The sequence below is a fragment of the Paenibacillus sp. IHBB 3054 genome, from assembly GCF_051594305.1.
GTDB lineage: Bacteria > Bacillota > Bacilli > Paenibacillales > Paenibacillaceae > Paenibacillus_AQ.
The window spans coordinates 1-25,185 of record NZ_JBOFBG010000060.1; the positions used below are offsets into that span (position 1 = coordinate 1).

The window sequence follows — 25,185 nt, forward strand, 5'->3', positions numbered from 1 at the left end:
ATTAAAAATATTTTCCACCTATTATAACACTATTATTATATTTCCTATAATGATTATCATCTATTTAAATCTTCGGAAACACATGGTCTTAACAGGTATTCGTTATTCTATTCGGCACAACGATAGCATTTTGGTTCTATATAGATAGTTTACAAAGTCTTTCACAAAAAGAGACAAGCCTTCTAGGTAGATTGGAGCCACTAGCCGCTATATTAACAACTGTATTTTGGTTAAAAGAGCCTTTTGGATTTTTCCAATGGATATGCACAGCATGAATCATCGGACTGATTTTGTTATAAACATTGAATAAGAAGTCTACTGCAAATAATCAATGACTTTAGATGTGAGGTATTCACCATCAGGTGGCGCGCCGTTGCCCGAGGCGAACCGTGAGGTGACCGGCCACACTGAATCGTTGAAAATTCGTGAAGGTTCTGCAATACTATCTATAAAATTATGAATTATGGGGGATTCGATTATGGAAACCGTTGCGCCTAAAGGATGCGACACACTGGTCGGCGCGCCGGCCGCCATCGCGGCGGGTTATCGCCATACCGTCGGGCTTAAATCGGACGGCACGGTGACGGCTGTGGGTGATAATAAATATGGCCAATGTGATGTAAGCGGCTGGCGCGATATTGTGGCGGTTGCGGCGGGTAATGCTCATACGGGTAACTCTCATACAATCGGGCTAAAATCGGACGGTACGGTGGCGGCTGTGGGTTGGAATAAGCATGACCAATGCGATGTAAGCGGCTGGCGCGACATTGTGGCGGTTGCGGCGGGTTGGCGTCGTACCGTCGGGCTTAAATCAGATGGCACCGTGGTGGCTGTGGGTCGAAATAATGAAGGCCAATGCAATGTAAGCGGCTGGCGCGATATTGCGGCGGTTGCGGCAGGTGACTGGCATACCGTCGGGCTTACATCGGACGGCACGGTGACGTTTGCAGGTAATAATCGGTATGGCCAATGCAATGTAAGTGACTGGCGTGATATGATGACGGTTGCGGCGGGTTACCTTCATACCGTCGGGCTAAAATCAGACGGTACGGTGGCGGCTGTAGGTTGGAATAAGCGTAACCAATGTGATGTAAGCGGCTGGCGCGGTATTGTGGCGATAGCGGCGGGTAGTAATCATACCATCGGCCTTAAATCGGACGGTACGGTGGCGGCTGTGGGTTGGAATGAGCATGGTCACAATATAAGCGGCTGGCGCGATATTGTGGCGGTTGCAGCGGGTTGCGCTCATACCATTGGTCTTAAATCGGACGGTACAGTGGTTGCTGTAGGTGATAATCAATATGGCCAATGCGATGTAAGCGGCTGGCGCGGCATCCAACTACCCGGCTATTAATTTTCAATAATAATATTTATAATTATGATAGCCATGCGCCGATTTCCCTCGTATGGCTTATGTTTTGTGTTCAAGAAAAATGAATTTTTGACTGGATATGTTCAATTTATGCGGATTTATTTAATGGATTATCATTAGGTTCTCAGTCTACAACTTTATTTTCCTAGTCTACTACAAGTGCTTAGATTTCGCATAACGTTGTTGTATTCACGACGCCGAGAGGCTTAAGGGCGCTTGCGCCCGGGTCGAAGACTTAGCCAGTGCAGGGTTATCTGCTGAGTTCACTTCCCCGAAAAACCTCTTACAGACCAAGGGCCGTATGGGCTGCAGCGTGAATACCTTGTTAGATGATGTATCTGCCTTCTTGAACTACAGGCATAAGGTCTATATGGTGTTATAATAAATGTTCTTCATGTATTTTTGATCCCCATAACGAATCTCTTTTGGATACTCTTCACTGTTGATCTCTAACTTCAGTAAATCATCATTACTCTCTTTTATTTTACTTTTAATCTCTGCCCTTGAGTGTATATTATTAAGTATATTCCTTACCCGCTTATCGTTATCATGTTTAATTTCACAGCGGACTCCTAATTTCACCATGTTATGCTGATCAGTAAAGTCATTAAACAAATCTATTAATATAAAACTATCCCTATCGTCTTTCGTAAAAAATACAAAAACATCTCCCTTTCCTGCTCTGCTAGGTCCTTCGCCATATGATAAATACTGGTCACATAATTCCATGAAATTAAATCTTATATTTAATTGTCTCATTAATTCTTCTAAACTAAATACCTCAAACGTGTCATCTATCAAATCAAAAAACGGTAGATAAAAAGAAAATTCAATATATCTTTTCATTCTTAATTCCTTTCATTATTTAATAAAGCTAACTTTTGCAGATATTTCATATAACGTTAATGTGTTCACGACGTCCCACCACCTTAAGCCTGAAGGGCGGCCGCGATGCGGCTAGGTGGTGCGGATGTGTCCGGCTGATTTCGCTTCCCTGCAGCTGAATGACTCCAGTCGAATCTGCTTCCTTACTCCTGCCGGACCGAGGGGTGAATGCCCGAAGCGTGAAATGGTGTTATGCGATGGTGCCGGCTTCTTTGAGATACATTCAAAATTTTCTGTTGTATAAATATGTAAGATTATTTAGGTAGTCATATTCAATTGTTATATCTTCATATTCCTCAATCTTTTCCATTTCAATTGGTACAACTAGTCTTTCGTAGTTATTTTTGTTGTTGATTACCATAAAATACGCCATTAATATTCCTTTTATCATGTTTTCGTGCATTGGTTCTCTAACTAATAATTCAGAAATAAAAACATCTTTATCACTATTTCCACAATTCAGGGCAACATGATAGTCCCAAAAAGGAATTGTACTTTTGCTTCCTGCAGAACAAACAATAGGATACTTTGCACTAATAAAATTGAAAACGATTGAATTAACCTCGTCGATCGTTAGATTCTTTGGTTTTTTTATTGAATGGGTTTCATCATTGTGAATTATTATGCAATAAGGGATGCTTGAAATATGATCTTTAAACTTTGTAACTAGTCCTTCCCTAAGATACATCGGGCCTATCAAGAGGATTCCTCCTTAATAAGATTTACGGCACTTTCGCATAACGTCTTATTTACGAACTTCGTAAATAACTCTATGTAGAGTATTCGCGAAATTATTGAGCTATCCTGCCCGTTCGTTTAATCCCCTCGACGGTCTAATACTTTATTTTCTGAGTCTAAAATATTACTTTCTCCTTACACTTCCATTTACAAAAAAAAAGAGCCTCCCTGGGATTTCAGGACGGCTCTTGATATCTGTGTTGCTTTTCTACTTTTTCAAATGGTCTTATGCCTTCAGAACGAACTAAGGCATTAATCTAATTCATCACGTTATATTACTTCATAACTTTAATGTCTACTTCACAACTATAATGTCTTTATACATCAACATAAGAATTGTCAGGTGATAAAAATCCGTGAAACTAATTTAATTAACTGAACTTTCGCAGACCAGCTTGTTTTCTTTGATAAACGCTCAAAGCTGCTCTTTTATCCAGACTCTAATTCAGTCAAATCCAGCAATGCATGTTGCCTCAGCTACATCGAAGCTTGTTTGCCAATTAAGTGCTGCGAAGTTCCTTTCAACTATGTATTCTTCTGCTTTGCAACTTGCATACCGCCGATGATAAGCATGATAATCCCAATTACTGCTAGAATAATCCGAACTAAGAATGGACTCAATGAAAACACAGTTTCACCTTGCCAGTACAATCCGAACAACCTTTCATTCAGCCCCACAATCGCCAATAATGGCTTAAAAAACAAACTCAGCGCTAATAATACTATCCCCCAAATAATATTGCTATTCATTGATTCAAAACCTCTTTTCCAATTAAGATAAATGAAGATTATTTCACAATAATACTTACCCTTGCATCAACTCTCCCCGTTTACGCACAATTCTGACAGCATCAGCACTTTTTTGATCTACCACAATTGTTTCTATGTTCATTCACGTCCTTACCTTTTCATTCCTTACGATAAAGGAAACAAATATAAGTAGAGCTGCAAAGCTAAACAAATATATCAGCTGCTGTGAAGAAGCAGCAATACCTTTCCCGGCTATAACATCTCTACCTGCTTGCAAAAACCATGTCGTCGGAAAAAAATCTCCGATCTGCTGCGCAAATTTAGGCATAATCTCCCGCGGCCAAAAACAACCCCCCAGCATTAGCATAGGAAAGTAAATTAAAGTCGAGAGCGAACCAGCCATTAGGCGGGTGTTCGAGAATCTGCTGATTGCTACACCTAGAGCGACACAAACAAGGGAGAAAGCCAAGCACACGAGCAACACTTCTTGTTTCTGCCCAGAGGTCTGCCCAAATGGAAAATCTACTATGCTAGATATAATGCTCAGTAACAATACTGATTGAATAGCAGCGATCACAAAACATGCCAGCATGTTTTGTATGAGATAACTAAATCTTGAAACGGGCGTAACTGCAATACGATCATATACACCTGATAATTTATCCTGCAAGATTAAACTGGTGGAGAATGTCATGAGAAATATCATACCACAAGCAATAAATCCTAATGATTTTACCGCATTGTTGACGTCTCGTTCTGAACCTGCATACTTAATCGCACTTTCATATGTAACGTTAAACGCGCTGTTCTTGTAATGATCCATGCCTTGGTAAAAAATCTTCTCATCACCTCCAGACGCTCTTGCAATTTGTTTTGCAGAAGATACATAGCTTGACACATACACTTTCACAGGACCAAAGATGTCAGTACCTGCTAAATCATAGATTAATACAGAGACGTCCTCACCATTCAACAAGCTTTCGGTGAAGCCCTGCTGAAAAAGCAACCCACCGTCTAGTTCTGAATTAATAACCATGCTTTTGACATCATCATTGCTCGTCAGATTGATAATCTCGTACTGCCCCTTCAATTGTTCTATAAAATCTTGAGTGAACAAGGTATTGTCTTCATCTATTATCCCAACTTTATATTGAACTTCCTGGGATGTTACCACAATCAAAAAAACAATCAGTAAAATCGGTATAACAAAAATAAACAACAAACTCCAACCCTTCTGGATAACACGTCTAATACAATTAAGAAATATTGTCATTCTACCGTCCTCCTCGAAGCAACCAGGCTTACAAGCACAAATCCGACACAAATCAATAACATTACGCCTATATTAATAAGTGCCTGTTCCACTTGATTCCCATATACGACATTGAAAAGAGCAGTCTTAGCGTAAAAGCTTGGTGATAGATAGGCAAGTGATCCAAAGTCCACGATTACAAAACCGCCAACGATGAAAGTCCCCCCCAGCGTAATGAAATTGGATAATGATTGTGCTTTTTGAATGCTACGTGTAATAATAACTAGCATCATCCCAAGTAGTGTAACGAGTATGGATAATATAAACAAAGTAAGAAGTACAACTATAATATGATTTCCCCAATCCACACCATATACGTACTTTGTAAGCAAGAGTAAGATGACCGCTTGGAAAAATGTCACCAATGACAAACCAAGTCCTTTGCCAATATATTGTACATACGGTTTCACAGCAGACAAGCGCATTCGATTACCTAAAGTGCCCAAATAGTCTTCAGACGCCATAAAAATACCGTATTCTTGCCCGTATAATAATAGCATCAGTATCATCGCTATGCTGTAATACCCCATCGCAGTCGTCGCTTGCAAACTTGAATTTGAACTTGAACTTGTTAAGGATTGTTCTTTGACATTCTCTTCATTATTCTTCTGCTGCTCGGAACTCATTGCATCGACTTCAATTTGTCCTGTTATGTTGTAAATAACGCTAGACGTATTCATCAAATTGGTTAGACTACTTACAATGTTCTTAACAACCAGCGTAGGTACACCGTATTCTGTTGATAAGTAGACATTGACGACATGGGGGAGATCTCTATCGTCAGAGAAATTATCAGGAATATAAATAATGGCATCTGCTTTATCCTTAATAATAAGGACTTTTCCATCATCTAATGACTTAACCGGCTTTAGTTCCGCAAGCTGAGTAACATCATTTGAATGTAAAACAGCATCAAAAATAGCGCCATACCTGCCTGAATCAAGGTTTGCATAAGCTATTGTGACCTTCCCCAATGACCTTTGTATATCATATGTACTACCGAATACCGAACCCAAAATGAGAATAATGATGGCATATGTAAGCAGATTAATCAAAATTGCTTTTGGATTCATGATCATCCTTTTAACCGCATAGAACATCTGGAACAAAATACTCATTACATATCCTCTTTTCCGAATTAATCACGCAACTTTTTACCAGTTAATTGGAGGAAAACAGTTTCCAAATCCGGTTTTTTTACTTCCATAAATTTTATATTAAAGTGTTGCTTGATTAATTGTTCCAATAAACGAGGAATACAACTGTCACCTTTATCTAGTTTAATTTCTAATATCTCTTTGTTAACACTAAAGGACAAAACTCCATCAAAGGACTCGATTACTTTGACAGCTTCTGCTGTATTAGCAGTGAGTTCCAATCTTAGGCACTGTTCGTGGATATGGTCTGCGATTAATTCGTCAATTGTCCCAAGTGCAATTATCTGACCGAAATCCATGATAGCAACACGGTCACAGATTGCTTCAATCTCTTCCATATAGTGAGTCGTATAAATGACCGTCGTGCCTTCTTTGTTCATTATACGGATAGATTCCAAGATATGATTGCGTGATTGCGGATCAACCCCAACCGTCGGTTCGTCCATAAATAGAACACGCGGTTTATGCACAATCGCACAAGCAATATTGAGCCTTCGCTTCATGCCGCCTGAAAAGGTGCTCACTTTCGATTTCCTTCTGTCCCACAGACCAGTAAACTCCAGTGCCTTCTTAACCATTTGTGCTAACTCATTTCCTCGCAGACCATACAATCTGCCCCAATAAGTGACATTATCTATCGCATTTAACGTTTCAAATACAGCAATTTCCTGAGGAACGTAACCAATTTCACGTTTAATTTCTGTTGCATGTGTTGAAAAGTCTTTGCCGAGTATCTTCACTGAGCCACTGTTAAAACGTAAAAGTCCTAATATCGTATTCATCAACGTAGACTTCCCAGCCCCATTAGGTCCTAGCAACCCAAATATCTCACCTTCACGTATGCTCAGATTAACCCCTTTCAACACATCGAGTTTATTGTATTTTTTGACCACGTCTGAAACTTCGATTATCATACGCACATCCTCTATAATACAGGTCGTCATGTTCTACCCCCACATCAATAGTAAATGAATCAATTTCATAAATCTCAGTCCTTGATATAACAAGGTTCTTCAGGCATAAAAAGGGAGTACTGAACTCATCATAAAAAAATGCGAAAAGGGTGTATATAGAATAACGATAAGCTGTATCCACGAACCAATAAGATGCAAAAAAGCAGTAAGCATAGAGCTTACCGCCTTCTTTTAAAGAGCCTTAAATGCTGCTTTATGATTGTATAGACTACTCGTAAGTTCCTTTCTTAACTGCCTTTAGTCTTTCGTTGATCCTGCCTGCTTCCTTTTTATCATTCTCATAGGACAATAGACGAACTATGGCATAAACCACTGCAATTTCGATTGCAAGAGTGAGTGCGCCGGATACACTACTTACAGCACCAATTAAGCTGCCAAGAGAAATCAAAAGGATCTCTAAGGTGAAGAAATGGACGACAATTCGGACACGCATTCTCTTCTCACTTATCCCATGAGGAGCATACAAAATAATTCCCGTTAATGCACTCAAAAATGAAAAGGCCATAAGGATATATATCGACTTCAGATCAAAGGCTATATCGGGAGCAAAAATTTGCCGTAAAATTGTAATTATAATGACTACGGATGCGAAGATCATCAAGAACTCCCTAATGGTCTCTTTTACAAATTCAGAAAACCTCATGTCGATCCCCCCTTATAATCCAAGTCTGTTTTTGAGCACGGGTACATACTGTCTTGAGATAACTACACGTTCCCCATTATCAAGCAATGCTACGAACCGGCCGCTTATAGACGGATGAATACTTGCAATCCTGGCAATATTCAAAATCGTAGATTTGGATGCACGAAAACAGTTCTTTTCACTGCATAATTCCTCTAGCTCATACAGCTTTTGTTTGACTTCATACACCTTGTTTTTGCTGTACACAAACACCTTTCCGTCAACGGCCTCGAAATAATAGATATCACTGAGATTAATACGGCTCACACTGTCATCCTGATATCCCAGTATAACAAGAGCTTCTGTTGTCAGCTTATTTACAATCTCGTTTATTTCGTCATCCACTTCATGACACCTGATGCGGATCTCCTCTTCTTGATCTCTGCTGATTTCTTCGATGGAAATTTTAATAGGATCACCCTCGGGATTTCAAATTATTATCTCGAACATAGCGATGAAGATTTAGCCGAATTTTATATGACGCCATTATACATCATATCGATCAATGGAAGAAGTAATTATGAAACCACTCCCGATCGGGCAAAGGAACAGGGCTGGATTAGCAATTGCCAAAAGCCAAATGGTCAAAATGAACGGAGAGCTGACCGCAGAATTACTCGAGAATCAAAATTGTCATGAAATGCGTATGGAAGTTGGATCACTAACTGGTAACTTGCCGGTACAGAATTTCACATCATTCCTTACTCCCTTCTTTGTGTTCTTCCAGATAAAGCACCATACCTACGTTATCAATCAGGCCAAGGAGCAGAACCGAATTGCGATAGAAACCCCTGACAGAAAAGTGTACAATATGGATATAACATATATTTGTAAATCTGACATATATGTATCTTTAAAAATTCATTATTGAGAGGTGTAGTAATGAAAGTGAAATTTATCATCACATTATTTACTTTTACATTATTCCTGGCTTTTGGTTCTGCGGCACACGCAGAAAATCTTCATGACTATTATGAAGATGTAACAGAATCCGACTTGAAAAATAGTATGATTCTTTCTCCTGAAAGCTCCATGGCATTTATTAATGGGCAGAAAGTATCAGCCGTTAAGCCGATTGTGAAAGATGGACGTACACTAGTACCCCTTCGTTTTATTTCTGAAGGATTTGGTGCAAAGGTAGATTTTAATACAAAAGAACAGTCCATTACCATTAAGTACGCTACTAATACCGTTTTCTTGAAAATAGGAAATAAAAATATTTCTATAAACGGTAAATCAAGCGTAATGGACGTGGCTGCAAGCATTTATAACAATACAACGTATATTCCTTTAAGATATATAGGTGAGGCATTTAATAAAAGAGTCTTCTATTTAAAAAATGCAGAGATTCAACCCTATAGCTTGATTATAATTAGGGATGTTAACGCCACAGCAATCGAAAACCTTAATCTCATCCGCGTTTTTAAATTACTATACCAAGGAAAGTCCATTGTCTATAGTGATCGTTTTATGGCAGTCATCAAAGAAAACGGTCAATTATTATCTAGCAATACTTTTAATTTTAATGAGTTTGAACCTTTTGTTTATCAGGATTTGATTGACGGTCGACTGTACGATAAATGGTTTAATACAGATATGGGTAATTTTTATTTGAATTATGCCTGGAACACAACGCAGGAGTTTATTTTATACCGTGTGGAAGGAGAAGAGATTACAAGGGTAGCGATTGAAAAAGCACCGATAGAGGCGGTAAAAACATATTTAAACGATGTCTATTATTTGATTAGATATGGGCGTGGTATTCCCAATCCTCAAGAAACAAGCAATTTAAAATCTGCAACATTTAACAATGGACAATGGTCTACTGATTATTTAGGTATGCCTGGATTTTATTATGGTTTTGACACATTAGCTAAGGTCTATAATTGGCCAATTACTGATAATGGCATTACTACATTTGGCTATCAACGCTTTGGCGATCTAAGCTCTGATGAAAGAAAAAAAACGATTGGAATTTATAGAATCGAGCTGAATGGGCATCACCATGAGCTTGTAACGCCATAAAGTAATTGGCTATATAGAACGCAATTAAGATCATAACCTGACAAGCAGGCGATCAATCGTTTCCATCGGTTGCTGATTGATTCGCTTCATAAATTGACTGACATGAAGTTTAATTTTATAGAATTTTTCAAAAAAGACGTTGTTTACTACATCGGATTTGAGCCACAGCCACAGCCCTTCAACTGGATTGAGGTTTGGACTGTAAGGTGGCAGAAAAACCAATTGTAAACGCGGGTGTTCCTCCAAAAAGGGCTGTAACCCTATAGCATGATGAATCCGGCTGTTATCCAGAATTAAGGCGATTTTTCCATTCGGATAGGCAGTGAGAAGATCCTGGAGAAATCGAATAAAGGCTTCTGTGTTAGCCTTTTCTTCTTCCCGGTGATGCACCTGACCGGTTTCATAGTTAATCGCTCCAAACAATTTGGCTCCTTCGTGTTTACCGTACGTAGGCACTTTGCGTTGTCTGCCGCGCGGGAACCAATTGTACTGCAGCGCTTGATAGGAGCGAATCATCGATTCGTCTTCAAAGAGCAAGTGATCGATCTTTTCAGCTTCCACTTGCTTCTTGAGCTCAGCAAAGATGTGCTTTTTAAAATATGCTTGGGCATCTTCATCGGCTTTAGCCAGCGTATAGGTCGCTTTGGTAAAGCTGAAGTTCATCCGCTTCAACATTGCACTAATCCCACGCACGCTCATGGTGACCCCGAACTCCCGTTTGATCCACTCCGCCACTAGCGGAAGTGTCCAGGTATACCGAGCTTCAAAACCTACATCGGCCGGTTGATGCTGCTCCAGCATCACGGCTAACTGACGACGCTGCTCCTCCGTGAGTTTTGTCGGTTGTCCAGGAGAGTGATCCATCTGAAGACCGGACAGTCCCTGTTCCTGGTAGGCATGCCAATAGAGGCTGATAGTTTGACGTGCACGTCCGAGTATATTACCAATCTCTTCCAGTGTATGGCCTTCCAGACGAAGTCGGACCGCCATAACCCTTTCGTAGAGTCGTTTGTCTGATACCTCTTTCATTGCTGTATTCAAATACTCGATTTCTTCGTTGTTCATCTTCATCGCCGCCTTGTGGAGAGTTAATCTTTATTACCCAATTTGGCGATTGGAGTGAATTCGGTAGATTATTAATTGCGTTCTATATATCTTGCTTATTTAAATTTTTTGCTAATTTCACGACTGTACGGTTTAAAGATACTCTTCTAAATCAAACCCTGGGAGTGAATCACGAACGATAACATTGCACTCCATAGAACCCCCTGTTTCTGATTGAATATAAATGAAATTCATATCTACAGATGCAAAGCGAATGCGACATTCCATCAGGCGTTTATAGAGGGTAATCTCAAACTAGCTTTCTTTAATCACTTTCGAACAAGTATAGTAGACAGGCTGGTATAGTACTCTCTTTTACAGCTATATTTATAGTCATAAGATATTTAAGTATTTATCCGATAGTAGATAATCTGTTTATTTAATAAAAAAACTCCTACCTAAAAAGATCATTTAGATAGAAGTCCTTTTCCACACCATCTCGCTAACAGCAATCTGTCTGTGTTCCTCCGGTTATTATTAATCCTTCCCCTTGCTCATCCTGTACAAAATCAAGTATAAGTACACGACTCACCTCAAAGACCTCAGAATCAATTGAAACTTGAAGACCGTTAATCGTACTGACCAAATCTGTCTCCATCGGTTTCTCTAATGATAGTTGAACACCCAGTCCACAACACCCTCCAGCAGCTTGCGAAATACGCAACGTCTCTACACCAGCCTCTTTCATTATTCGTTCAATATAACCTTTTGCCGGTTCTGTAATGATCATAACCTAATACCTCTTTTCTCAGAAATGGATTTTTCATAAACCCAGGAGATTAATGTGCTCCCGTCTGTTCCAGCTCTGTTCTACCCTCACCCGTTTGCCACGGAATGACCACAAAGTTCCCCCCGGAAATCTGATCAACTTGTTGTATCCAGGCTTGCTCACTAGCTGCACGCTGCTGCAGTATACTATCATTGGTACCACTGGAGGCCAAGCTTTGATTAATCACCCACCACTTTGGAATGATTCCCGCTCTTTGTAAATCCGAACTTAGCCGTTCGGCTTCAAAGACTGGTGTTATTTCCGCATGCGTAATGATCACAACCGCCGTTTCATCCGGATTCCGTAAACGAGGCAGGAGCTTCTTCACAGATAACGGTACTTCTCCGGAAGAATTTGCAATTTCCTTATGATAAGACTCTGTAGCATCAAGAAGCAGCAAGGTGTGCCCTGAAGGTGCTGTATCAATGACAACAATCTCGTGCTCCGCTTTCTCCACCAAGTCCGCAAATGCGCGGAACACGGCTATTTCTTCCGTGCAAGGTGAATTTAATTCTTCCTCAGCATACGCTACACTTTGTTCATCCATCGTTTCCCTGACCTTATCCAGAACTTCCTGGCGATACTTCTTCACTTCAACTTTCGGATCAATATTACTTCGCGTAATCCGCTCTACATCGCCTTGATGCGATAGTTTCTCCGATTGAGCTGCGGGGTCTGTCGTTGTTAAATGAACCTTGAGACCTCGTCCGGCTAATCCCAAGGCTATCGCGTTTGCTACAGTCGTTTTCCCGACGCCGCCTTTTCCCATCGTGAAAATCACACGCTGCCCCTTAACCTCGATATCATCCAGCACTTTGTCCAAATCGGCGTACTCATAATCATTTGTGTGATCGTTGTTTTCAATAGGACTTAGACGCTCCTCAGCGAATAAACGGCGCACATTGTCTACACCTGTTACATTAAAGGAAACCAGGGGTATGCTGTACGTTGGCAACGGTTGAAGCAAGCTTGGCATTTGAGCAAGCGCATCTTGCTGCCGTTTTGAATACGCTGCAGCTGTAGTATCGCCACTGAGTGGATGCTGCAGTATTCCGTTTACAATCAGCAATTGGTTCTTCAGCCCAGTCTCTGCTAATTCTCTAGAAGCACGAGCTGCTTCCTTTAATGGTGCATTGTCCGGACGGGTAACCAGTACAAGAGACGTTTGCATGGGGTCACTCAGTACATCAACCGTTTGTTTATATATCTCCTTACGCTTGTCGAGACCTGCGAGTAATCCACCTTGCGTGGTTCCCTCCTTACTTTTATGCAGGAATTCATTCCAGGCGTTAGGGAGCTGCAAAAGACGAAGGGTGTGCCCTGTTGGGGCTGTATCAAAAATAATGTGATCATATGTCTTGGTTAATTCAGAATCGGTCAGTAGATGTGAAAACTCATTAAAAGAGGCAATTTCAACTGTGCAAGAACCAGACAATTGCTCTTCCATCTGGTTAATGACCACTGCCGGTAGCTTCCCGCGATAGGGGCCAACCACATCCTCACGATACCTTGCTGCCGCCTCTTCCGGGTCAAGATTGGCAACAAACAAGTTTGGTACCTCAGGAATCGGTTTGTAGTTCATATCCAGCTCTGTTTGAAATACATCCTGAAGATTAGAAGCAGGGTCTGTGCTGACTAAAAGAACCTTCTTGCCTTGATCCGCTAAAGCTACTGCAGTCGCACAGGCAGTCGATGTTTTACCTACGCCCCCTTTTCCTGTGAAGAATAAGAAAGGTGTAGCTTGGATCTGACTGATATCAAATGAAGATAACATTGTTGTTTCCTCCTGTTATTTTTTAATTTGTAAGTTAATCCGCTGTCTGCCTTCTAGCCGTTCGATAGGCATATCTGTCCACGCTGAGAGCTCCTCATTGGTGGGCAGAGCGTGCGTCTTCACGACTGTACCATTCACTAATGTAATTGGCATACAGCCGGTGTCCGCAGCTAAGGACTCCTTAACTAACACATTTTCTTCGAACTTTGAAGTATCACTTAACAGGTTATATCCAGTAACATCAAAGCCTGCTTGAGACAACTGGCTAATGGCAACTGCAAAGCGGATAGATGCACGCTTCTCTTCAGGGTTCGTCACCCCCGTTGAACAACATCCACCGGATTCAAAAACTTCTATTTTGACCATTCAAAATGCCTCCTCTTATCCATCAATTTTTTTTGATGTATTGAATAAATTTTTTTACCCGCTATTTATGTTGTCGGCGGGTAAAAAACACAACACACGTCACCTGGCAATACATATTTCATAACCTTCTCATTGATACTGTAGTAATTCCAGCGGCCTTCCTTGCGGCTCTTCAGCAAATCGGCATCAAGCAGCAATTTAAGATGATAGGACAGTTTGGATTGTGGCAGATCCACGATACCTTCCAAATCACACACACAAACCTCGGAACGTTTATTGATTTCATATAAAATTGCTAACCGCTTTTGATCAGCCAGCGCTTTGAACTTTTGTTCGTAGTTTGCAAAAAGCAATGTTTGTTCCGTATTCATACGAAGACTCCTAACGCATCAAATTTATTTGATGCGTTAACTATACCCTATAGCCTTTAAATAGTCAAAGGGGTACCCGTCATTTTTTCAAAAACCGTTTAATATTCTGCACAACATATTTTGCATCTGGCCCGACTCCGCGAACCGTCGCTGACGCAAAGGAACGCTGATTAGATAATCCAACATAATAAAGTCCAGGAGCTTCTGTACTGACACCGGCAACATGCAGAGGTCTACCATCTGATGCAAGTGCACCTGTCCCACTCAGAAAGGGGATATTAGGACGATATCCTGTAGCGAATATCACAACATCAATGGCTTCCCGTTCCCCATCCGCCCAAATAACACCTTCAGGAGAAAAAGCTGAGAACATTGTTCTCTGATCCGGGCTACCGTTATCCATTTTCTTACGATATCCGCCAAGGTCGAATACAGAAATGGGACTAGGCGGCTCTTTGCCGATTCGGTAGAAAGGAAAAGCATCTATGCCTGTGATTTTTAACCAGAAGTGAAGATCAAGACCCATTATGCGCTGCGGCGTAAATCGGACTGGCTGCTGGACAGCTAATGATACGTTAGCATGATTGGCAAGTTCTACTGCAATCTGCACTCCCGAGTTTCCACGGCCGACAACGACAACCCTCTTCCCCAGGAACGATTCCGGGTGTTTATAATCGGAGGAATGAAGAATTCTGCCTTGAAAACTATCCGCTCCTGGAAGACTCGGAAGATGAGGATGATGAAACGAGCCCGATGCGCTAATGAGTGTTTTTGTCCAAAACCTATCTCCTGCTGAGGTTATAACATCAAAGCCACCGTTTCCTAATTCTATTTGTTCTACTTTTTGGTTTACCATTATCGGGAGTTCGAATTTCTCCGCATATTGACGTAAATAAGTGATGACCTCATCTCGCAGCGGATACTCATTTGGAGCTTTTGGAAAAGGGTATCCTGGCAATGACGAATACCGGGCGGGAGAAAACAATTTTAAACTATCATAATATTGCGGCCATGATCCCGTAGGCTGTTCACCGGCTTCCAAGATCATATAATTCAGACCGGCCTATTGCAAATGATACCCGGATGCGAGCCCTGCCTGCCCCCCTCCTATAACTACTGCGTCTAGAGTCTTCTGCATATATATCCACTAACCTCTCCTCATCGAACCAACATGTGTCTAACAGCAGTTATTCTTATTTAGTGCATGGATTAACAGTTCCAAGCTCTCTGCAACCTGCTCCCTTTTATTCTCCGGGATATCCTTCATAATGTTTCCGAAATAAGCGTTCAGAACGGAGCTGATTTGATCATCGAGTATCTGTCCCTTTGGGGAAAGCGTCAGCTTTACATACCGCCGGTTATCCGGATCTGTAATCCGTTCAATCCATTCATTCTCGACAAGACCGTTGACCGTTCTGCTCATTGTACTTTTATCAAGATTAAGTACATTGGCCAGATCGATGAGTGAGATTTGCCCGGCGAGCCCAATCTCCATGACCGCATGACATTGTCCGATCGTTGCACCACAACAGGCAAGCTGAGTTTTTTCCAAAGCTCCAATATTTTTATCAAAAGCTCTCATTAAATTTCGTAGTAAATCAACGGTTTCCATGGATATCACCTTTAACCCCTCTATACAGGCCATAGCCTATTTTGCCATCCATTACGGCTTTAAAGAAAACCTTCTCATTCTCCATAACCTTGGTTACACCACTGATCCCATACTTTTGCAAAATCCGTTTAAGGCTCACTACCCTTTCCGGAAAAGTAAGCAGCTTTGAATAATGAATAACATCCCGGTCTTTTCGTACCTTCCAGAACCTTTCAGGCTTTGACCACTCTTCATGCTCCGATACAATATCAACGGCGCCTGCCTGTATCAACATACGCTTCCATTCTTCAGGCTCCAAGGGGGTCGTTCCATACCTTTCTGACAGTTCTTCCTTCTCCATGTCCGTTATCCGCTTCTTCCAAATGGACTCATGGATCATCACTGTACCTCCAGGCTTTACTACACGCACCATTTCATTTAGCACTTGCTGGGAGTCATCGGGAATTCCGACCGCGCATTCGTTAATTACGGCATCAAAGGAGTTATCGCTGAAAGGTAGTGCCTGGGAGTCTCCCAGTTGAAATGAAATACGCCCTGCATTGCCTGAACGTTGAGCGGAGTCTGTTGCTGATTCAATCATTTTGTCAGAGATATCTTTCCCCGTTACTTGTACGCCGTAGTTCTCCGCATAGAATATCGCCTGTGTCCCTCTTCCGCTGGAAACATCCAAGACCCGCATTCCCGGCTTAAGCTCAGCAACCTCTGCTGTTCGCCTCGTTAAATCAAACCCACCAGGATGGAGCGTTTCGATTCCACTGATTTCAATGGCATCCTCAATTGTGGGTCTATGAATTCCTTTTCTTTTCATCATCATCCCTCCACCTCTATAATGTAACACGCAACAGTTGCATTTTACAACTTAATAACACAAAAAAAAGGCTATCTCCATTAAGAAATAGCCCTTTTGTATATGATTTTTAGTTTATATGGATGGATAAAGGCCCTTGAGTACATCACGCATATCCTGCTTGATGTTGATATCTGGACGCTTCTCTTTGGCCAAAGCTTCAGCCTCTTCTACATTCGCAGCATGGCCAAGTTCAAGCAAGACTCCCGTGGCCACAGTCCCTGTGCGATTCCGTCCGCCAGCGCAATGGAAATAGACTGTCTTCCCGCTATTGACTGCTGCTGTTACCGCCTGGATTGCGGCTTCAACTGAACCTTCCTGGCCGCTCTCATCTTCCACAATGGGAAAATGATGACGGGTCACATGGTCAGGAAAGCCTTCTGCTTTGGTGCCCGTATCTCTTAAATCAAACACATCGGTAATCTCCTGTCCCTGCAGGGCTTCAAGCAGTGCATTCTCCCCGCCGATATATACTTTACCTTCGATCAGTTCATGATAATTTGCCATTATAGTTCTCCCCTATCTCTATTCTCTAGCAGCAGTTGCTTCCGCCACTTAGTGTTAGTCCTGCACCTTGTTCGTCCTGTACGAAATCCAGGGTAAGTCCGCTGATCTGATCAGCTACCCGTGAATCTACGGCCACCTCAACCTCATTGACCAATATTACGGTATCATCAGCTTGTGGTTTCTCAAGTGCCAACTGGTAACTGGGACCGCAGCATCCTGCACCACTATAGCCGAAACGCAAGGTGGAAATACCGGCTTCCTTCATCATGTTTTCAATGAATGTTCTCGCTTGATCCGTAATGTTCATATTATCCACTCTTTCTACTTTGAACTACTTGTCGAGAGTTCTTTAAGCTGCTCATACCCGGTTACTTCGCTTTGCTTCCAAGGGATGATTACCACATGCCCCTCAGCATTTTGTTCTACCTTCTGAATCCAGTTCAGTTCAGCATGAGCCCGGCCGCTAAGTACAGGATCTGTTGTCCCTGCAGCAGCAAAGCTTTGATTGATCGCCCACCATTTTGTAGGAATACCCGCACGCTTCAAATCCTGTTCCAGGCGTGAGGCTTCATAAACCGGCGTTGCCTCCGCCAGGGTAACAATGACGACGCTTGTCTCCTTCGAATCACGAAGTCTCGGCAGTAAATGCTGCACGGAATCCGGAATGACGCCGGAGGAACGGGCGATTTCCTTATGGTATTCCTGAGTGGCATCCAGTAATAACAACGTATGTCCGGTTGGTGCTGTATCTATAACCACAATCTCTTCCTCAGAGCGCTCTACCAAGTCAGCAAATGCTCGAAAAACAGCTATCTCTTCGGTACATGGCGATCTTAAATCCTCCTCTAGAAAAGCAAGCCCCTCTTCATCAAGGGAATCTGCATTCTGGCGGATCACCTCTTGCTGATATTTCTCCAGTTCCACCTTCGGATCAACCCGGCTAAGGGAAATCTGATCGGAATGATCACCGAATACATATTCCAGATGAGCCGCCGGATCTGTTGTACTGAGATGAACCCGGTGTCCCCGTTCGGCTAGGCCAACAGCTATGGCAGAGGCTACGGTAGTTTTACCTACGCCGCCTTTTCCCATCGTAAAGATCACTCGAATCCCGCTTAACTCCAAATCGGAGATCATAGCTTCAAATGATGGGATGTCAGCATTCACCTCTACCTGTTGTACATGATCCGAATTCACTTGGACTGGCGCAAAGAAAGCACGTAAGCTATCTATGCCTGTAAGATTAAAGGGAGCTAACGGGATAGAGTAGCTTGCTAAAGGCTGAAGTTCAGCAGGCATTTGTGACAAAGCCTTCTGCTGTCGTTCTACAAAGCTCTTCGCCACTTCATCTTCGTTGATAGAGGAAGTAAGTACCCCATTAACCACAAGCAGCTGATTTTCAATTCCGGTTTCTTTAAGTTCAGCGGATGCACGTGCAGCTTCCCTTAAAGGAGAAAGCTCCGGACGGGTGACCAGGATCAGGGTAGTCAGGGCCTCGTCCGATAAGGACTTTACCGCTTCATGATATAGCACTTTTTTAGCTTCCAGACCCGCCAGGGGGCCCAGGCAGGAAGCCCCATGCGTACTTTCATCCAGGAATCCGCTCCAGGCTGAAGGCAGCTGTAACAGGCGCAGCGTGTGTCCTGTTGGCGCAGTGTCAAACAGAATATGATCGAACTGTGACTTCAATTTCTCATCCGTCAACAGGGTTGTAAACTCATCAAAAGCAGCAATTTCCACCGTACATGCCCCTGATAACTGTTCTTCCATTGAAGCGACGACCGAATCGGGTAATACTCCCCGGTAAGGAGCAACCACTTTTGCCTTATATTCTTCAGCGGCTGTCTCCGGATCTAAGTTGGCGGCCAAAAGATTGGGCACCCCTTCAATGGGAGTAGGATGGTTAAACAGCTCTATACCGAAAACATCCTGCAGATTGGAGGCTGGGTCCGTACTCACCAGCAGCACCCGTTTGCCGGAGTCTGCCAGCGCTACTGCTGCTGCACAGGCTGTTGAGGTTTTACCCACTCCGCCTTTCCCTGTGAAGAACAGGTACGGTGTCGGCAGCATAGTCAGTGGATCAAAGAGATTAGACATGGTATGCCTTCTTTCTTTTATTGTGGCATCTATTATGACTTTGTCTTGATTTCAAGACGGATACGAGGTTTGGCTATCAATTCAGCTGCGGCAATCCCCGTCCACTGCTCTAACTCTTCATTCGTGGGGTAGCCCTGTTTCTTAACCACTTTCCCGTCCACAAAAGTAACCGGCAATACTTCAGGACCTTCATTAACCAGCAATTGTCTGACTTCAGCATTCGTAACAAAAGCATCCGGTTCACTGGTTAGATTATATCTAGAAACATCTACAGCTTGCTTCTTCAAGTTATGAACTACAGCAGATATACGAATTAATTCAGGATCAGCTACAGGTCCGCATACACCGGTGGAGCAGCACATCGCCGGATCATAGATTTCAATTCTTTTCATGAACTCCATCTCCTCCTTAGAAATACAGCCGGGAAGCCCCGGCTGTACCCTACATTATTTTCCTGTTTCAGCGAATTGTTTGATGCGTTCGCCCACTTGATCACGAACCCGCTGGAAGACAGCCCATTTTTCTTCATCAGTTCCTTGCGCTTTCGCCGGATCATCAAATCCCCAGTGCTCACGTTTCACTTTAGGCGGAGTTATTGGGCATTTATCTGCGGCATCTCCACACAATGTAATCACGAGGTCAGCGTTATTAAGCAGCTGCGGATCAATCATATCCGAAGTTTGAGCTGAGATGTCAATTCCTACTTCGTTCATCGCTTGAACGGCTTTCGGATTCAGACCGTGAGCCTCTATGCCGGCACTGTACACATTCCATTCATCGCTCAAATATTTCTTTGCCCAGCCTTCGGCCATCTGGCTCCGGCAGGAGTTTCCTGTACACAAAAAGTAAATGGTTTTCTTATCCATGAGTCGTAATCTCCTTTGAGTTTAAAATAGATTTAACGTTATATAGAGGCCAAGCAGTGTGATAAACAGCGTAGGGATCGTCAGGATTATACCTGTTTTGAAATACGTCCCCCAGGATATCTTCACTCCTTTGGTCGAAAGCACATGCAGCCACAGCAAGGTCGCCAGTGAACCAATTGGAGTAATCTTCGGTCCCAGGTCAGAACCAATGACATTCGCATAAATCAAAGCTTCCTTAATCAGTCCCGAGGTATGCGTTGCATCAATAGCCAGCGCATCAATCATCACCGTAGGCATGTTATTCATTACGGAAGAGATGATTGCAGCAATAAAGCCCATCCCCATCGTTGCGGCGAATAATCCCTGATCGGCCACAGCCTGAATGACATCCGCAAGGACGTCCGTCAGCCTCGCATTGCGCAGACCATATACGACGACATACATCCCGATGGAAAAGAATACAATCGCCCAGGGCGCACCCTTCACGACTTCCATCGTGGGGACATTAGGACTTCTTCTTGCCATAAGAAGGAAGAAAATTGCGATAACCCCGGCTACAACAGACACGGGAATGTTCAGGAACTCACTCACGAAGTACCCTACCAGCAGAACCGCTAATACCCACCAAGATAGTTTGAACATCTTTTTATCTTTGATAGCTTCCTGCGGATTTTTCAGCTGTGAGCTGTCGAAGTTTTTTGGGATGCTTTTACGGAAAAAGAAGTACAGAACCAGAATACTTGCTCCCAAGGAAAACAAAGTAGGCATCAGCATCCGACCAGCGTATTCCATAAAGGTGATCCCGAAAAAGTCCGCCGATACAATGTTCACCAGATTACTTACAACCAGTGGCAAAGACGTAGTATCCGCAATGAACCCGCTGGCGATGATGAACGGAAAGACCTTCTTCTCATCAAAATTCAGCGCACGGACCATGGCCAGCACAATCGGAGTTAGAATAAGCGCCGCTCCGTCGTTGGCAAAAAATGCAGCTACTACCGCACCAAGGATGGTTACAAAGATGAACATCCGGGTTCCGTTTCCCCGGGCGGCTCTAGCCATATGTAGAGCAGCCCATTCAAAGAATCCAATTTTATCGAGGATGAGCGAGATCAGGATGATTGCAACAAAGGCTAGTGTGGCATTCCATACAATCAAAGTGACGTCCTTAACATCGCTAAAGCTGACTACACCTACAAGTAAAGCGAGTACCGCCCCGCCGCAGGCAGACCAACCAATGGACAGATTTTTAGGCTGCCAAATCACAAATACTAAGGTAACAATAAAAATGAAACTTGCTAATAATACCGAAGACAATTCCCTAACCTCCATTTAATCACATGAAATTCTTAAGCCTTTCTTATCGATCTCTTCTAATTCATGATCTTGTGAAGGAACGAAGGCAATCAAGTCTTGAATCAATTTATGTTGAATGCTGTTTGGATTCACCGAGTAATAAATCCACTGTCCTTTCCGGTTCTCTTTGACCAGACCAGCATCTTTTAATTTTCGTAAATGCTGGCTCACGGATGGCTGACTCGTCTTAAAAATTTCAACAAGCTCGCATACACAGCACTCCTGCTTTTCCATAAGCTTCATCATTGTCAGCCTTGTTTTATCTCCCAAAAGCTTTAATGTCTGCGATACTTCTTCTAAATCATTCAGATCAAAACTCATCTTCTGTCCCCCCTTACCTCCATCATTATATAAGCATACACTTATATAATCAAGTGCTAATATACACGTCCTAACTCAGTCCCTTTTAGTTACAATCACATGCTGTATATTCGCCCTTTAATAGAAATAATAGCGATTCTGTATCCGGTAGTGCATCTAAAATGGTGTGAATATAAGAATCCTCCTCTATAGCCAAACTATAATATACCCACTGTGCTCGTTTTGTTTCTTTCACGAGTCCCTGCGCCTTTAATTTTCTTAAATGCTGGCTTACACTGGGTTGAGACATATTTAGTATATCCACCAAATCACAAACACACCATTCTCTATCCTTTAACAATCCCATAATTGTAAGTCTGGTTTTGTCACCCAGTAATTTTAATTTCTCTGCCATTTCTATGTTGAACATATGCACTGTCCTCTCAGAATTCCGAATCATGTGGTACATAATTATATACTTATATATTAAATACCATTAGATCCAAAAGCAAGAAAGGTCCGTTAAGTACCTTTCGATTTCTTAATCATTTAGCATTGGTACTCCTACTCCTCTTAATAATTCAATGACTTTTAATTCGATTTCATCACGTGCTGCTCTAACATCTTCTAGCCTGCCCATATGTGTTAAGGGATCAGCAATATCCCACTGAACATTCTTGATGGCAAAGGGAACAATTGGACATTTCTCATTCACTTGCTCACACAACTTAATAATCACTTTTGATTGCATAAATGTCTTCATATCAATCTTCTTGGAGTTCTTGCTGGAAATATCAATCCCAATTTCCTTCATTACTTCAATGGTATATGGATGGATATCACCCGTTTCAAGACCTGCACTTTCTGCGATAACATTCTCACCACCATGATGTCTTGCAAAAGCTTCAGCGATTTGACTGCGACAACGATTTTGGATGCAAAGAAAATAAAGGCGAATTGGTTGTTCCATTTTTATTAACCCCTTTCCGTTATATATAATTATATAATTAAACGTTTATATTCAAATCATTCTTTTTGTTTTGGCAATGTAAAACTTTCGGCCATTTTGGGAGAATATAAAGTAAAATTCATACCCTCCAAGTGCATAGATTATTATACTTGCATTTTGCAAGGAATTGTTTTATAACTTATACATGAGGTGAAAACAATGGAAACCCCACGAGAATTATTCCAAATCATGACCCGGCGTTTAGGTTTGCTCAACAAGGATTGCTGCAGCGTAGGTGGATGTGATCTCTCCACAACCCAAAGCCATCTGCTGTATGAAATTGATAGAAGCCACAATCCCTCCATGCAACAGGTCGCTGAAATACTGGGGACTGATATTACGACTTTCAGCAGACAAGTTCAGTCTTTAGTGAAAATGAATTTGGTTAAAAAGACACCTGATCCCACAGATCGAAGAGTTTATAAGCTGTCGCTTACTCCCGAAGGAAAAATGGCAGCTACAACCATTGATCAACAAATGAACGCATACCTGAATGAAGCTTTCTCAAATATGAGTGAATTTGAAGTAGAAACATTACTACGATCCATTAAGCTTTTCAACGAAGCTATGAGGAAATCCAGCAATTGCTGTGCACCTGTAACAGGGTGATTCCTCTTGACTTATATTTGCAATTTGCAAATTATTTCAACACTCGTCAAATGACAAGGAGGGTTTTAAGATGCTCAGAGATTTATATGTAGCCGAAGTTTTACATAAGCACCGTCAAGAGCAATTACATCAAGTTACGCTACACGCCTGGAAATACTCCAAGGAAAAAACCAAATTCCAGTTGTCTTTTTTCCCCTCGCTTGTTCGTCCGAAACAATCACTCTGCTGCGAGCCCTGCTGTTAAATCAACAAAAGGTAAAGTGAAAGTCTAATCCAACCCTTTACGAGGAGTGTTTTATTATGAGTAAACTTACAAATGACCAGATTGGCCAGAATGTACGGGGCCGCTACCAAAAAATCGCCGTAAAAAAGTTCGAAGCTGCCTCTTCCTGCTGCGCCCCTGCTGACAGCTGCTGTGACTCCCCTTCTGATTTTGATGCTATATCTGCTAAGCTGGGTTATTCCAGCGAGGATCTGGCAGCAGCTCCCGAAGGCGCGAATTTGGGCCTTGGATGCGGCAATCCCCAAGCTATTGCTGAGCTGCAGGCCGGTGAACATGTTCTAGACCTCGGGAGTGGCGGCGGATTCGATTGCTTTCTTGCCTCACGCCAGGTAGGTGAGCAGGGCCATGTAATCGGTGTGGACATGACGCCTGAGATGATCAGCCGAGCAAGGGATAACGCCATTAAAGGGAAATATACTAATACGGAATTTAGATTAGGTGAGATTGAACATCTTCCCCTCGCCAACAATTCGGTAAATGTGATTATCTCTAATTGTGTGATTAACCTCTCGCCGGATAAGCAACAAGTTTTCCGTGAAGCCTATCGTGTCCTCCAGCCAGGCGGCCGTCTGGCCATCTCCGACATTGTAACTACAGCAGAACTTCCCCCTGAGATCAAAAATGATCTGGACGAATTATATTCTGGTTGTATCTCCGGAGCCTCTTCCATCGCTGATGTAGAGCAGATGCTTCGGGAAAGTGGCTTCTCTGAGATTAGTATTGAGCCAAAGACGAATCCAGAACTTTCATCAAAGACTGGGTTCCCGGTGCGAACGTTGACCAATACATCGTTTCTGCTGTAATTAAAGCGAGAAAGTAAGCATTAGGGGGATGTTCATATGATCACTACATTAACTGTTCGTCAGGCCACATCAGCGGATATTATAAGTATCCTTCGCATCTACAATCAAGGGATCGAGGACCGGATCGCTACGCTCGAAACGGAGACGAAAGATTCCTCCTATATGGAGGCATGGTTCAACGATCACCAAGGCCGCTTTAGCGTTTTGGTAGCGGAAAGAGAAGGTGAAGTAGTCGGTTGGGCTTCTCTGAACCCTTACTCCCACCGCTGTGCCTATAATGGGGTCGCTGACCTCTCCGTTTACATTGATCGCAGCTTTCGTGGGCAGGGTGTAGGTAGTTCTCTTCTGGATTCCTTACACAAGGTAGCCAATGAAAACAGCTTTTATAAAATCGTTCTCTTTACCTTTCCGTTCAACCAGAGCGGTCAAGGGCTGTACAAGAAGATGGGTTACCGGCAGGTTGGTGTTTTTGAGAAGCAGGGGATTATGGATGGGCAATTCATTGATGTGATGATTATGGAGAAATTGTTATAATATTGATTCTTCACATACCAATAAAAAGGATCATTAGATCCTTTTTTTGTTGTGATCATTACTAAAACCGAGCCCATATTAGT

30 protein-coding genes and 2 pseudogenes are annotated in these 25,185 nt (G+C 42.4%); 7 read left to right on the top strand and 25 right to left on the bottom strand.

Annotated elements, in window-relative coordinates; genetic code table 11:
* Window positions 1–95: 95 nt before the first annotated feature.
* Window positions 96–275: pseudogene (locus tag ACQ76X_RS33975) on the top strand (EamA family transporter); the annotation flags it as partial.
* A 203-nt stretch (window positions 276–478) separates the two neighbouring features.
* Window positions 479–1,354 carry an RCC1 domain-containing protein gene (locus ACQ76X_RS33980; protein WP_438498227.1) on the top strand — a complete coding sequence of 292 codons (876 nt, stop codon included), beginning with the start codon at window positions 479–481 and terminating at the stop codon, window positions 1,352–1,354.
* Window positions 1,355–1,738: 384 nt separating this feature from the next.
* Here the strand turns inward: ACQ76X_RS33980 and ACQ76X_RS33985 are convergent, their stop codons facing one another.
* The 8 genes from ACQ76X_RS33985 to ACQ76X_RS34020 all read right to left on the bottom strand — a co-directional run bounded on the left by ACQ76X_RS33985 (window position 1,739) and on the right by ACQ76X_RS34020 (window position 8,215).
* Window positions 1,739–2,218 (bottom strand): hypothetical protein, encoded by a 480-nt coding sequence (locus ACQ76X_RS33985; protein ID WP_038596794.1) that lies wholly within the window; start codon window positions 2,216–2,218, stop codon window positions 1,739–1,741.
* A 262-nt stretch (window positions 2,219–2,480) separates the two neighbouring features.
* Entirely contained in the window at window positions 2,481–2,957 is a 477-nt protein-coding gene (locus ACQ76X_RS33990; protein WP_438498229.1) for a hypothetical protein, read from the bottom strand.
* 563 nt (window positions 2,958–3,520) lie between these two features.
* Window positions 3,521–3,745: a hypothetical protein gene (locus tag ACQ76X_RS33995; protein WP_438498231.1), complete on the bottom strand. Its 225-nt coding sequence runs from the start codon at window positions 3,743–3,745 to the stop codon at window positions 3,521–3,523.
* 142 nt (window positions 3,746–3,887) lie between these two features.
* Window positions 3,888–5,018, bottom strand: coding sequence for an ABC transporter permease (locus ACQ76X_RS34000; protein WP_438498233.1), 1,131 nt, complete (start codon window positions 5,016–5,018; stop codon window positions 3,888–3,890).
* Window positions 5,015–6,175 (bottom strand): ABC transporter permease, encoded by a 1,161-nt coding sequence (locus ACQ76X_RS34005; protein WP_438498235.1) that lies wholly within the window; start codon window positions 6,173–6,175, stop codon window positions 5,015–5,017. Before ACQ76X_RS34005 ends, ACQ76X_RS34000 begins: the two co-directional genes overlap by 4 nt.
* Before the next feature lie 20 nt (window positions 6,176–6,195).
* Complete coding sequence (locus ACQ76X_RS34010; protein ID WP_438498236.1) at window positions 6,196–7,158, bottom strand: ABC transporter ATP-binding protein; 963 nt, start codon at window positions 7,156–7,158, stop codon at window positions 6,196–6,198.
* Between the two features lie 238 nt (window positions 7,159–7,396).
* Window positions 7,397–7,831 (bottom strand): DUF3021 family protein, encoded by a 435-nt coding sequence (locus ACQ76X_RS34015; RefSeq protein WP_076114014.1) that lies wholly within the window; start codon window positions 7,829–7,831, stop codon window positions 7,397–7,399.
* A 12-nt stretch (window positions 7,832–7,843) separates the two neighbouring features.
* The gene (locus ACQ76X_RS34020) at window positions 7,844–8,215 is read right to left on the bottom strand and encodes a LytTR family DNA-binding domain-containing protein (RefSeq protein ID WP_256718263.1); all 372 of its coding nucleotides are present in this window, start codon (window positions 8,213–8,215) and stop codon (window positions 7,844–7,846) included.
* A 175-nt stretch (window positions 8,216–8,390) separates the two neighbouring features.
* Here ACQ76X_RS34020 and ACQ76X_RS34025 point away from each other — a divergent pair, with 175 nt between their 5' ends.
* Entirely contained in the window at window positions 8,391–8,741 is a 351-nt protein-coding gene (locus tag ACQ76X_RS34025; RefSeq protein WP_438498238.1) for a hypothetical protein, read from the top strand.
* Between the two features lie 11 nt (window positions 8,742–8,752).
* Window positions 8,753–9,895 (top strand): copper amine oxidase N-terminal domain-containing protein, encoded by a 1,143-nt coding sequence (locus tag ACQ76X_RS34030; RefSeq protein WP_438498239.1) that lies wholly within the window; start codon window positions 8,753–8,755, stop codon window positions 9,893–9,895.
* Window positions 9,896–9,925: 30 nt separating this feature from the next.
* Here ACQ76X_RS34030 and ACQ76X_RS34035 read toward each other — a convergent pair whose 3' ends face one another.
* From ACQ76X_RS34035 to ACQ76X_RS34115, 17 genes are all read right to left on the bottom strand, one after another.
* On the bottom strand, window positions 9,926–10,966 hold the full coding sequence (locus ACQ76X_RS34035) for an IS630 family transposase (RefSeq protein WP_438498240.1): 1,041 nt from the start codon (window positions 10,964–10,966) through the stop codon (window positions 9,926–9,928).
* A 475-nt stretch (window positions 10,967–11,441) separates the two neighbouring features.
* Window positions 11,442–11,729, bottom strand: coding sequence for an adhesin (locus ACQ76X_RS34040; RefSeq protein ID WP_438498241.1), 288 nt, complete (start codon window positions 11,727–11,729; stop codon window positions 11,442–11,444).
* Window positions 11,730–11,778: 49 nt separating this feature from the next.
* The gene (gene arsA, locus ACQ76X_RS34045) at window positions 11,779–13,542 is read right to left on the bottom strand and encodes an arsenical pump-driving ATPase (RefSeq protein ID WP_438498242.1); all 1,764 of its coding nucleotides are present in this window, start codon (window positions 13,540–13,542) and stop codon (window positions 11,779–11,781) included.
* 15 nt (window positions 13,543–13,557) lie between these two features.
* Window positions 13,558–13,908 (bottom strand): arsenic metallochaperone ArsD family protein, encoded by a 351-nt coding sequence (locus ACQ76X_RS34050; RefSeq protein WP_438498243.1) that lies wholly within the window; start codon window positions 13,906–13,908, stop codon window positions 13,558–13,560.
* 65 nt (window positions 13,909–13,973) lie between these two features.
* Window positions 13,974–14,279, bottom strand: coding sequence for an ArsR/SmtB family transcription factor (locus tag ACQ76X_RS34055; protein WP_438498244.1), 306 nt, complete (start codon window positions 14,277–14,279; stop codon window positions 13,974–13,976).
* Window positions 14,280–14,358: 79 nt separating this feature from the next.
* Complete coding sequence (locus ACQ76X_RS34060) at window positions 14,359–15,327, bottom strand: flavin-containing monooxygenase (protein ID WP_438498245.1); 969 nt, start codon at window positions 15,325–15,327, stop codon at window positions 14,359–14,361.
* A gap of 129 nt (window positions 15,328–15,456) precedes the next feature.
* Window positions 15,457–15,891 carry a MarR family winged helix-turn-helix transcriptional regulator gene (locus tag ACQ76X_RS34065; RefSeq protein ID WP_438498265.1) on the bottom strand — a complete coding sequence of 145 codons (435 nt, stop codon included), beginning with the start codon at window positions 15,889–15,891 and terminating at the stop codon, window positions 15,457–15,459.
* On the bottom strand, window positions 15,878–16,705 hold the full coding sequence (locus ACQ76X_RS34070; protein ID WP_438498246.1) for a class I SAM-dependent methyltransferase: 828 nt from the start codon (window positions 16,703–16,705) through the stop codon (window positions 15,878–15,880). The genes ACQ76X_RS34065 and ACQ76X_RS34070 overlap by 14 nt, the downstream gene beginning before the upstream one ends.
* A 108-nt stretch (window positions 16,706–16,813) precedes the next feature.
* Complete coding sequence (locus ACQ76X_RS34075) at window positions 16,814–17,245, bottom strand: protein-tyrosine phosphatase family protein (RefSeq protein WP_438498248.1); 432 nt, start codon at window positions 17,243–17,245, stop codon at window positions 16,814–16,816.
* Between the two features lie 25 nt (window positions 17,246–17,270).
* On the bottom strand, window positions 17,271–17,552 hold the full coding sequence (locus ACQ76X_RS34080) for a HesB/IscA family protein (protein ID WP_438498249.1): 282 nt from the start codon (window positions 17,550–17,552) through the stop codon (window positions 17,271–17,273).
* A gap of 14 nt (window positions 17,553–17,566) precedes the next feature.
* Window positions 17,567–19,342, bottom strand: coding sequence for an arsenical pump-driving ATPase (arsA, locus tag ACQ76X_RS34085; protein WP_438498250.1), 1,776 nt, complete (start codon window positions 19,340–19,342; stop codon window positions 17,567–17,569).
* Between the two features lie 32 nt (window positions 19,343–19,374).
* The gene (gene arsD / locus ACQ76X_RS34090; RefSeq protein ID WP_438498252.1) at window positions 19,375–19,734 is read right to left on the bottom strand and encodes an arsenite efflux transporter metallochaperone ArsD; all 360 of its coding nucleotides are present in this window, start codon (window positions 19,732–19,734) and stop codon (window positions 19,375–19,377) included.
* 54 nt (window positions 19,735–19,788) lie between these two features.
* A complete protein-coding gene (arsC, locus tag ACQ76X_RS34095; protein ID WP_438498254.1) occupies window positions 19,789–20,208 on the bottom strand; it encodes an arsenate reductase (thioredoxin) in 420 nt (139 codons plus the stop codon).
* Window positions 20,209–20,229: 21 nt separating this feature from the next.
* Complete coding sequence (locus ACQ76X_RS34100) at window positions 20,230–21,525, bottom strand: arsenic transporter (protein ID WP_438498255.1); 1,296 nt, start codon at window positions 21,523–21,525, stop codon at window positions 20,230–20,232.
* Between the two features lie 15 nt (window positions 21,526–21,540).
* Window positions 21,541–21,885: an ArsR/SmtB family transcription factor gene (locus ACQ76X_RS34105; protein WP_438498256.1), complete on the bottom strand. Its 345-nt coding sequence runs from the start codon at window positions 21,883–21,885 to the stop codon at window positions 21,541–21,543.
* A gap of 85 nt (window positions 21,886–21,970) precedes the next feature.
* Window positions 21,971–22,294, bottom strand: coding sequence for an ArsR/SmtB family transcription factor (locus tag ACQ76X_RS34110; RefSeq protein WP_438498258.1), 324 nt, complete (start codon window positions 22,292–22,294; stop codon window positions 21,971–21,973).
* Window positions 22,295–22,405: 111 nt separating this feature from the next.
* A complete protein-coding gene (locus ACQ76X_RS34115) occupies window positions 22,406–22,834 on the bottom strand; it encodes an arsenate reductase ArsC (protein ID WP_438498259.1) in 429 nt (142 codons plus the stop codon).
* Between the two features lie 198 nt (window positions 22,835–23,032).
* Here ACQ76X_RS34115 and ACQ76X_RS34120 point away from each other — a divergent pair, with 198 nt between their 5' ends.
* From ACQ76X_RS34120 to ACQ76X_RS34130, 3 genes and pseudogenes are all read left to right on the top strand, one after another.
* Complete coding sequence (locus ACQ76X_RS34120; RefSeq protein WP_438498261.1) at window positions 23,033–23,482, top strand: MarR family winged helix-turn-helix transcriptional regulator; 450 nt, start codon at window positions 23,033–23,035, stop codon at window positions 23,480–23,482.
* Window positions 23,483–23,782: 300 nt separating this feature from the next.
* Window positions 23,783–24,585, top strand: a pseudogene (locus ACQ76X_RS34125) (arsenite methyltransferase).
* Between the two features lie 19 nt (window positions 24,586–24,604).
* Entirely contained in the window at window positions 24,605–25,102 is a 498-nt protein-coding gene (locus tag ACQ76X_RS34130) for an arsinothricin resistance N-acetyltransferase ArsN1 family A (protein ID WP_438498263.1), read from the top strand.
* Window positions 25,103–25,185 lie beyond the last annotated feature (83 nt).

Bases quoted from the DNA above. Each gene is read 5' to 3' on its own strand.
- ACQ76X_RS33980 (WP_438498227.1), top strand. From the start codon at position 479: ATGGAAACCGTTGCGCCTAAAGGATGCGACACACTGGTCGGCGCGCCG.
- ACQ76X_RS33985 (WP_038596794.1), bottom strand. From the start codon at position 2,218: ATGAAAAGATATATTGAATTTTCTTTTTATCTACCGTTTTTTGATTTG.
- ACQ76X_RS33995 (WP_438498231.1), bottom strand. From the start codon at position 3,745: ATGAATAGCAATATTATTTGGGGGATAGTATTATTAGCGCTGAGTTTG.
- ACQ76X_RS34000 (WP_438498233.1), bottom strand. From the start codon at position 5,018: ATGACAATATTTCTTAATTGTATTAGACGTGTTATCCAGAAGGGTTGG.
- ACQ76X_RS34005 (WP_438498235.1), bottom strand. From the start codon at position 6,175: ATGAGTATTTTGTTCCAGATGTTCTATGCGGTTAAAAGGATGATCATG.
- ACQ76X_RS34010 (WP_438498236.1), bottom strand. From the start codon at position 7,158: ATGACGACCTGTATTATAGAGGATGTGCGTATGATAATCGAAGTTTCA.
- ACQ76X_RS34015 (WP_076114014.1), bottom strand. From the start codon at position 7,831: ATGAGGTTTTCTGAATTTGTAAAAGAGACCATTAGGGAGTTCTTGATG.
- ACQ76X_RS34025 (WP_438498238.1), top strand. From the start codon at position 8,391: ATGAAACCACTCCCGATCGGGCAAAGGAACAGGGCTGGATTAGCAATT.
- ACQ76X_RS34030 (WP_438498239.1), top strand. From the start codon at position 8,753: ATGAAAGTGAAATTTATCATCACATTATTTACTTTTACATTATTCCTG.
- ACQ76X_RS34035 (WP_438498240.1), bottom strand. From the start codon at position 10,966: ATGAAGATGAACAACGAAGAAATCGAGTATTTGAATACAGCAATGAAA.
- ACQ76X_RS34040 (WP_438498241.1), bottom strand. From the start codon at position 11,729: ATGATCATTACAGAACCGGCAAAAGGTTATATTGAACGAATAATGAAA.
- arsA (WP_438498242.1), bottom strand. From the start codon at position 13,542: ATGTTATCTTCATTTGATATCAGTCAGATCCAAGCTACACCTTTCTTA.
- ACQ76X_RS34050 (WP_438498243.1), bottom strand. From the start codon at position 13,908: ATGGTCAAAATAGAAGTTTTTGAATCCGGTGGATGTTGTTCAACGGGG.
- ACQ76X_RS34055 (WP_438498244.1), bottom strand. From the start codon at position 14,279: ATGAATACGGAACAAACATTGCTTTTTGCAAACTACGAACAAAAGTTC.
- ACQ76X_RS34060 (WP_438498245.1), bottom strand. From the start codon at position 15,327: ATGATCTTGGAAGCCGGTGAACAGCCTACGGGATCATGGCCGCAATAT.
- ACQ76X_RS34065 (WP_438498265.1), bottom strand. From the start codon at position 15,891: ATGGAAACCGTTGATTTACTACGAAATTTAATGAGAGCTTTTGATAAA.
- ACQ76X_RS34070 (WP_438498246.1), bottom strand. From the start codon at position 16,705: ATGATGATGAAAAGAAAAGGAATTCATAGACCCACAATTGAGGATGCC.
- ACQ76X_RS34075 (WP_438498248.1), bottom strand. From the start codon at position 17,245: ATGGCAAATTATCATGAACTGATCGAAGGTAAAGTATATATCGGCGGG.
- ACQ76X_RS34080 (WP_438498249.1), bottom strand. From the start codon at position 17,552: ATGAACATTACGGATCAAGCGAGAACATTCATTGAAAACATGATGAAG.
- arsA (WP_438498250.1), bottom strand. From the start codon at position 19,342: ATGTCTAATCTCTTTGATCCACTGACTATGCTGCCGACACCGTACCTG.
- arsD (WP_438498252.1), bottom strand. From the start codon at position 19,734: ATGAAAAGAATTGAAATCTATGATCCGGCGATGTGCTGCTCCACCGGT.
- arsC (WP_438498254.1), bottom strand. From the start codon at position 20,208: ATGGATAAGAAAACCATTTACTTTTTGTGTACAGGAAACTCCTGCCGG.
- ACQ76X_RS34105 (WP_438498256.1), bottom strand. From the start codon at position 21,885: ATGAGTTTTGATCTGAATGATTTAGAAGAAGTATCGCAGACATTAAAG.
- ACQ76X_RS34110 (WP_438498258.1), bottom strand. From the start codon at position 22,294: ATGTTCAACATAGAAATGGCAGAGAAATTAAAATTACTGGGTGACAAA.
- ACQ76X_RS34115 (WP_438498259.1), bottom strand. From the start codon at position 22,834: ATGGAACAACCAATTCGCCTTTATTTTCTTTGCATCCAAAATCGTTGT.
- ACQ76X_RS34120 (WP_438498261.1), top strand. From the start codon at position 23,033: ATGGAAACCCCACGAGAATTATTCCAAATCATGACCCGGCGTTTAGGT.
- ACQ76X_RS34130 (WP_438498263.1), top strand. From the start codon at position 24,605: ATGATCACTACATTAACTGTTCGTCAGGCCACATCAGCGGATATTATA.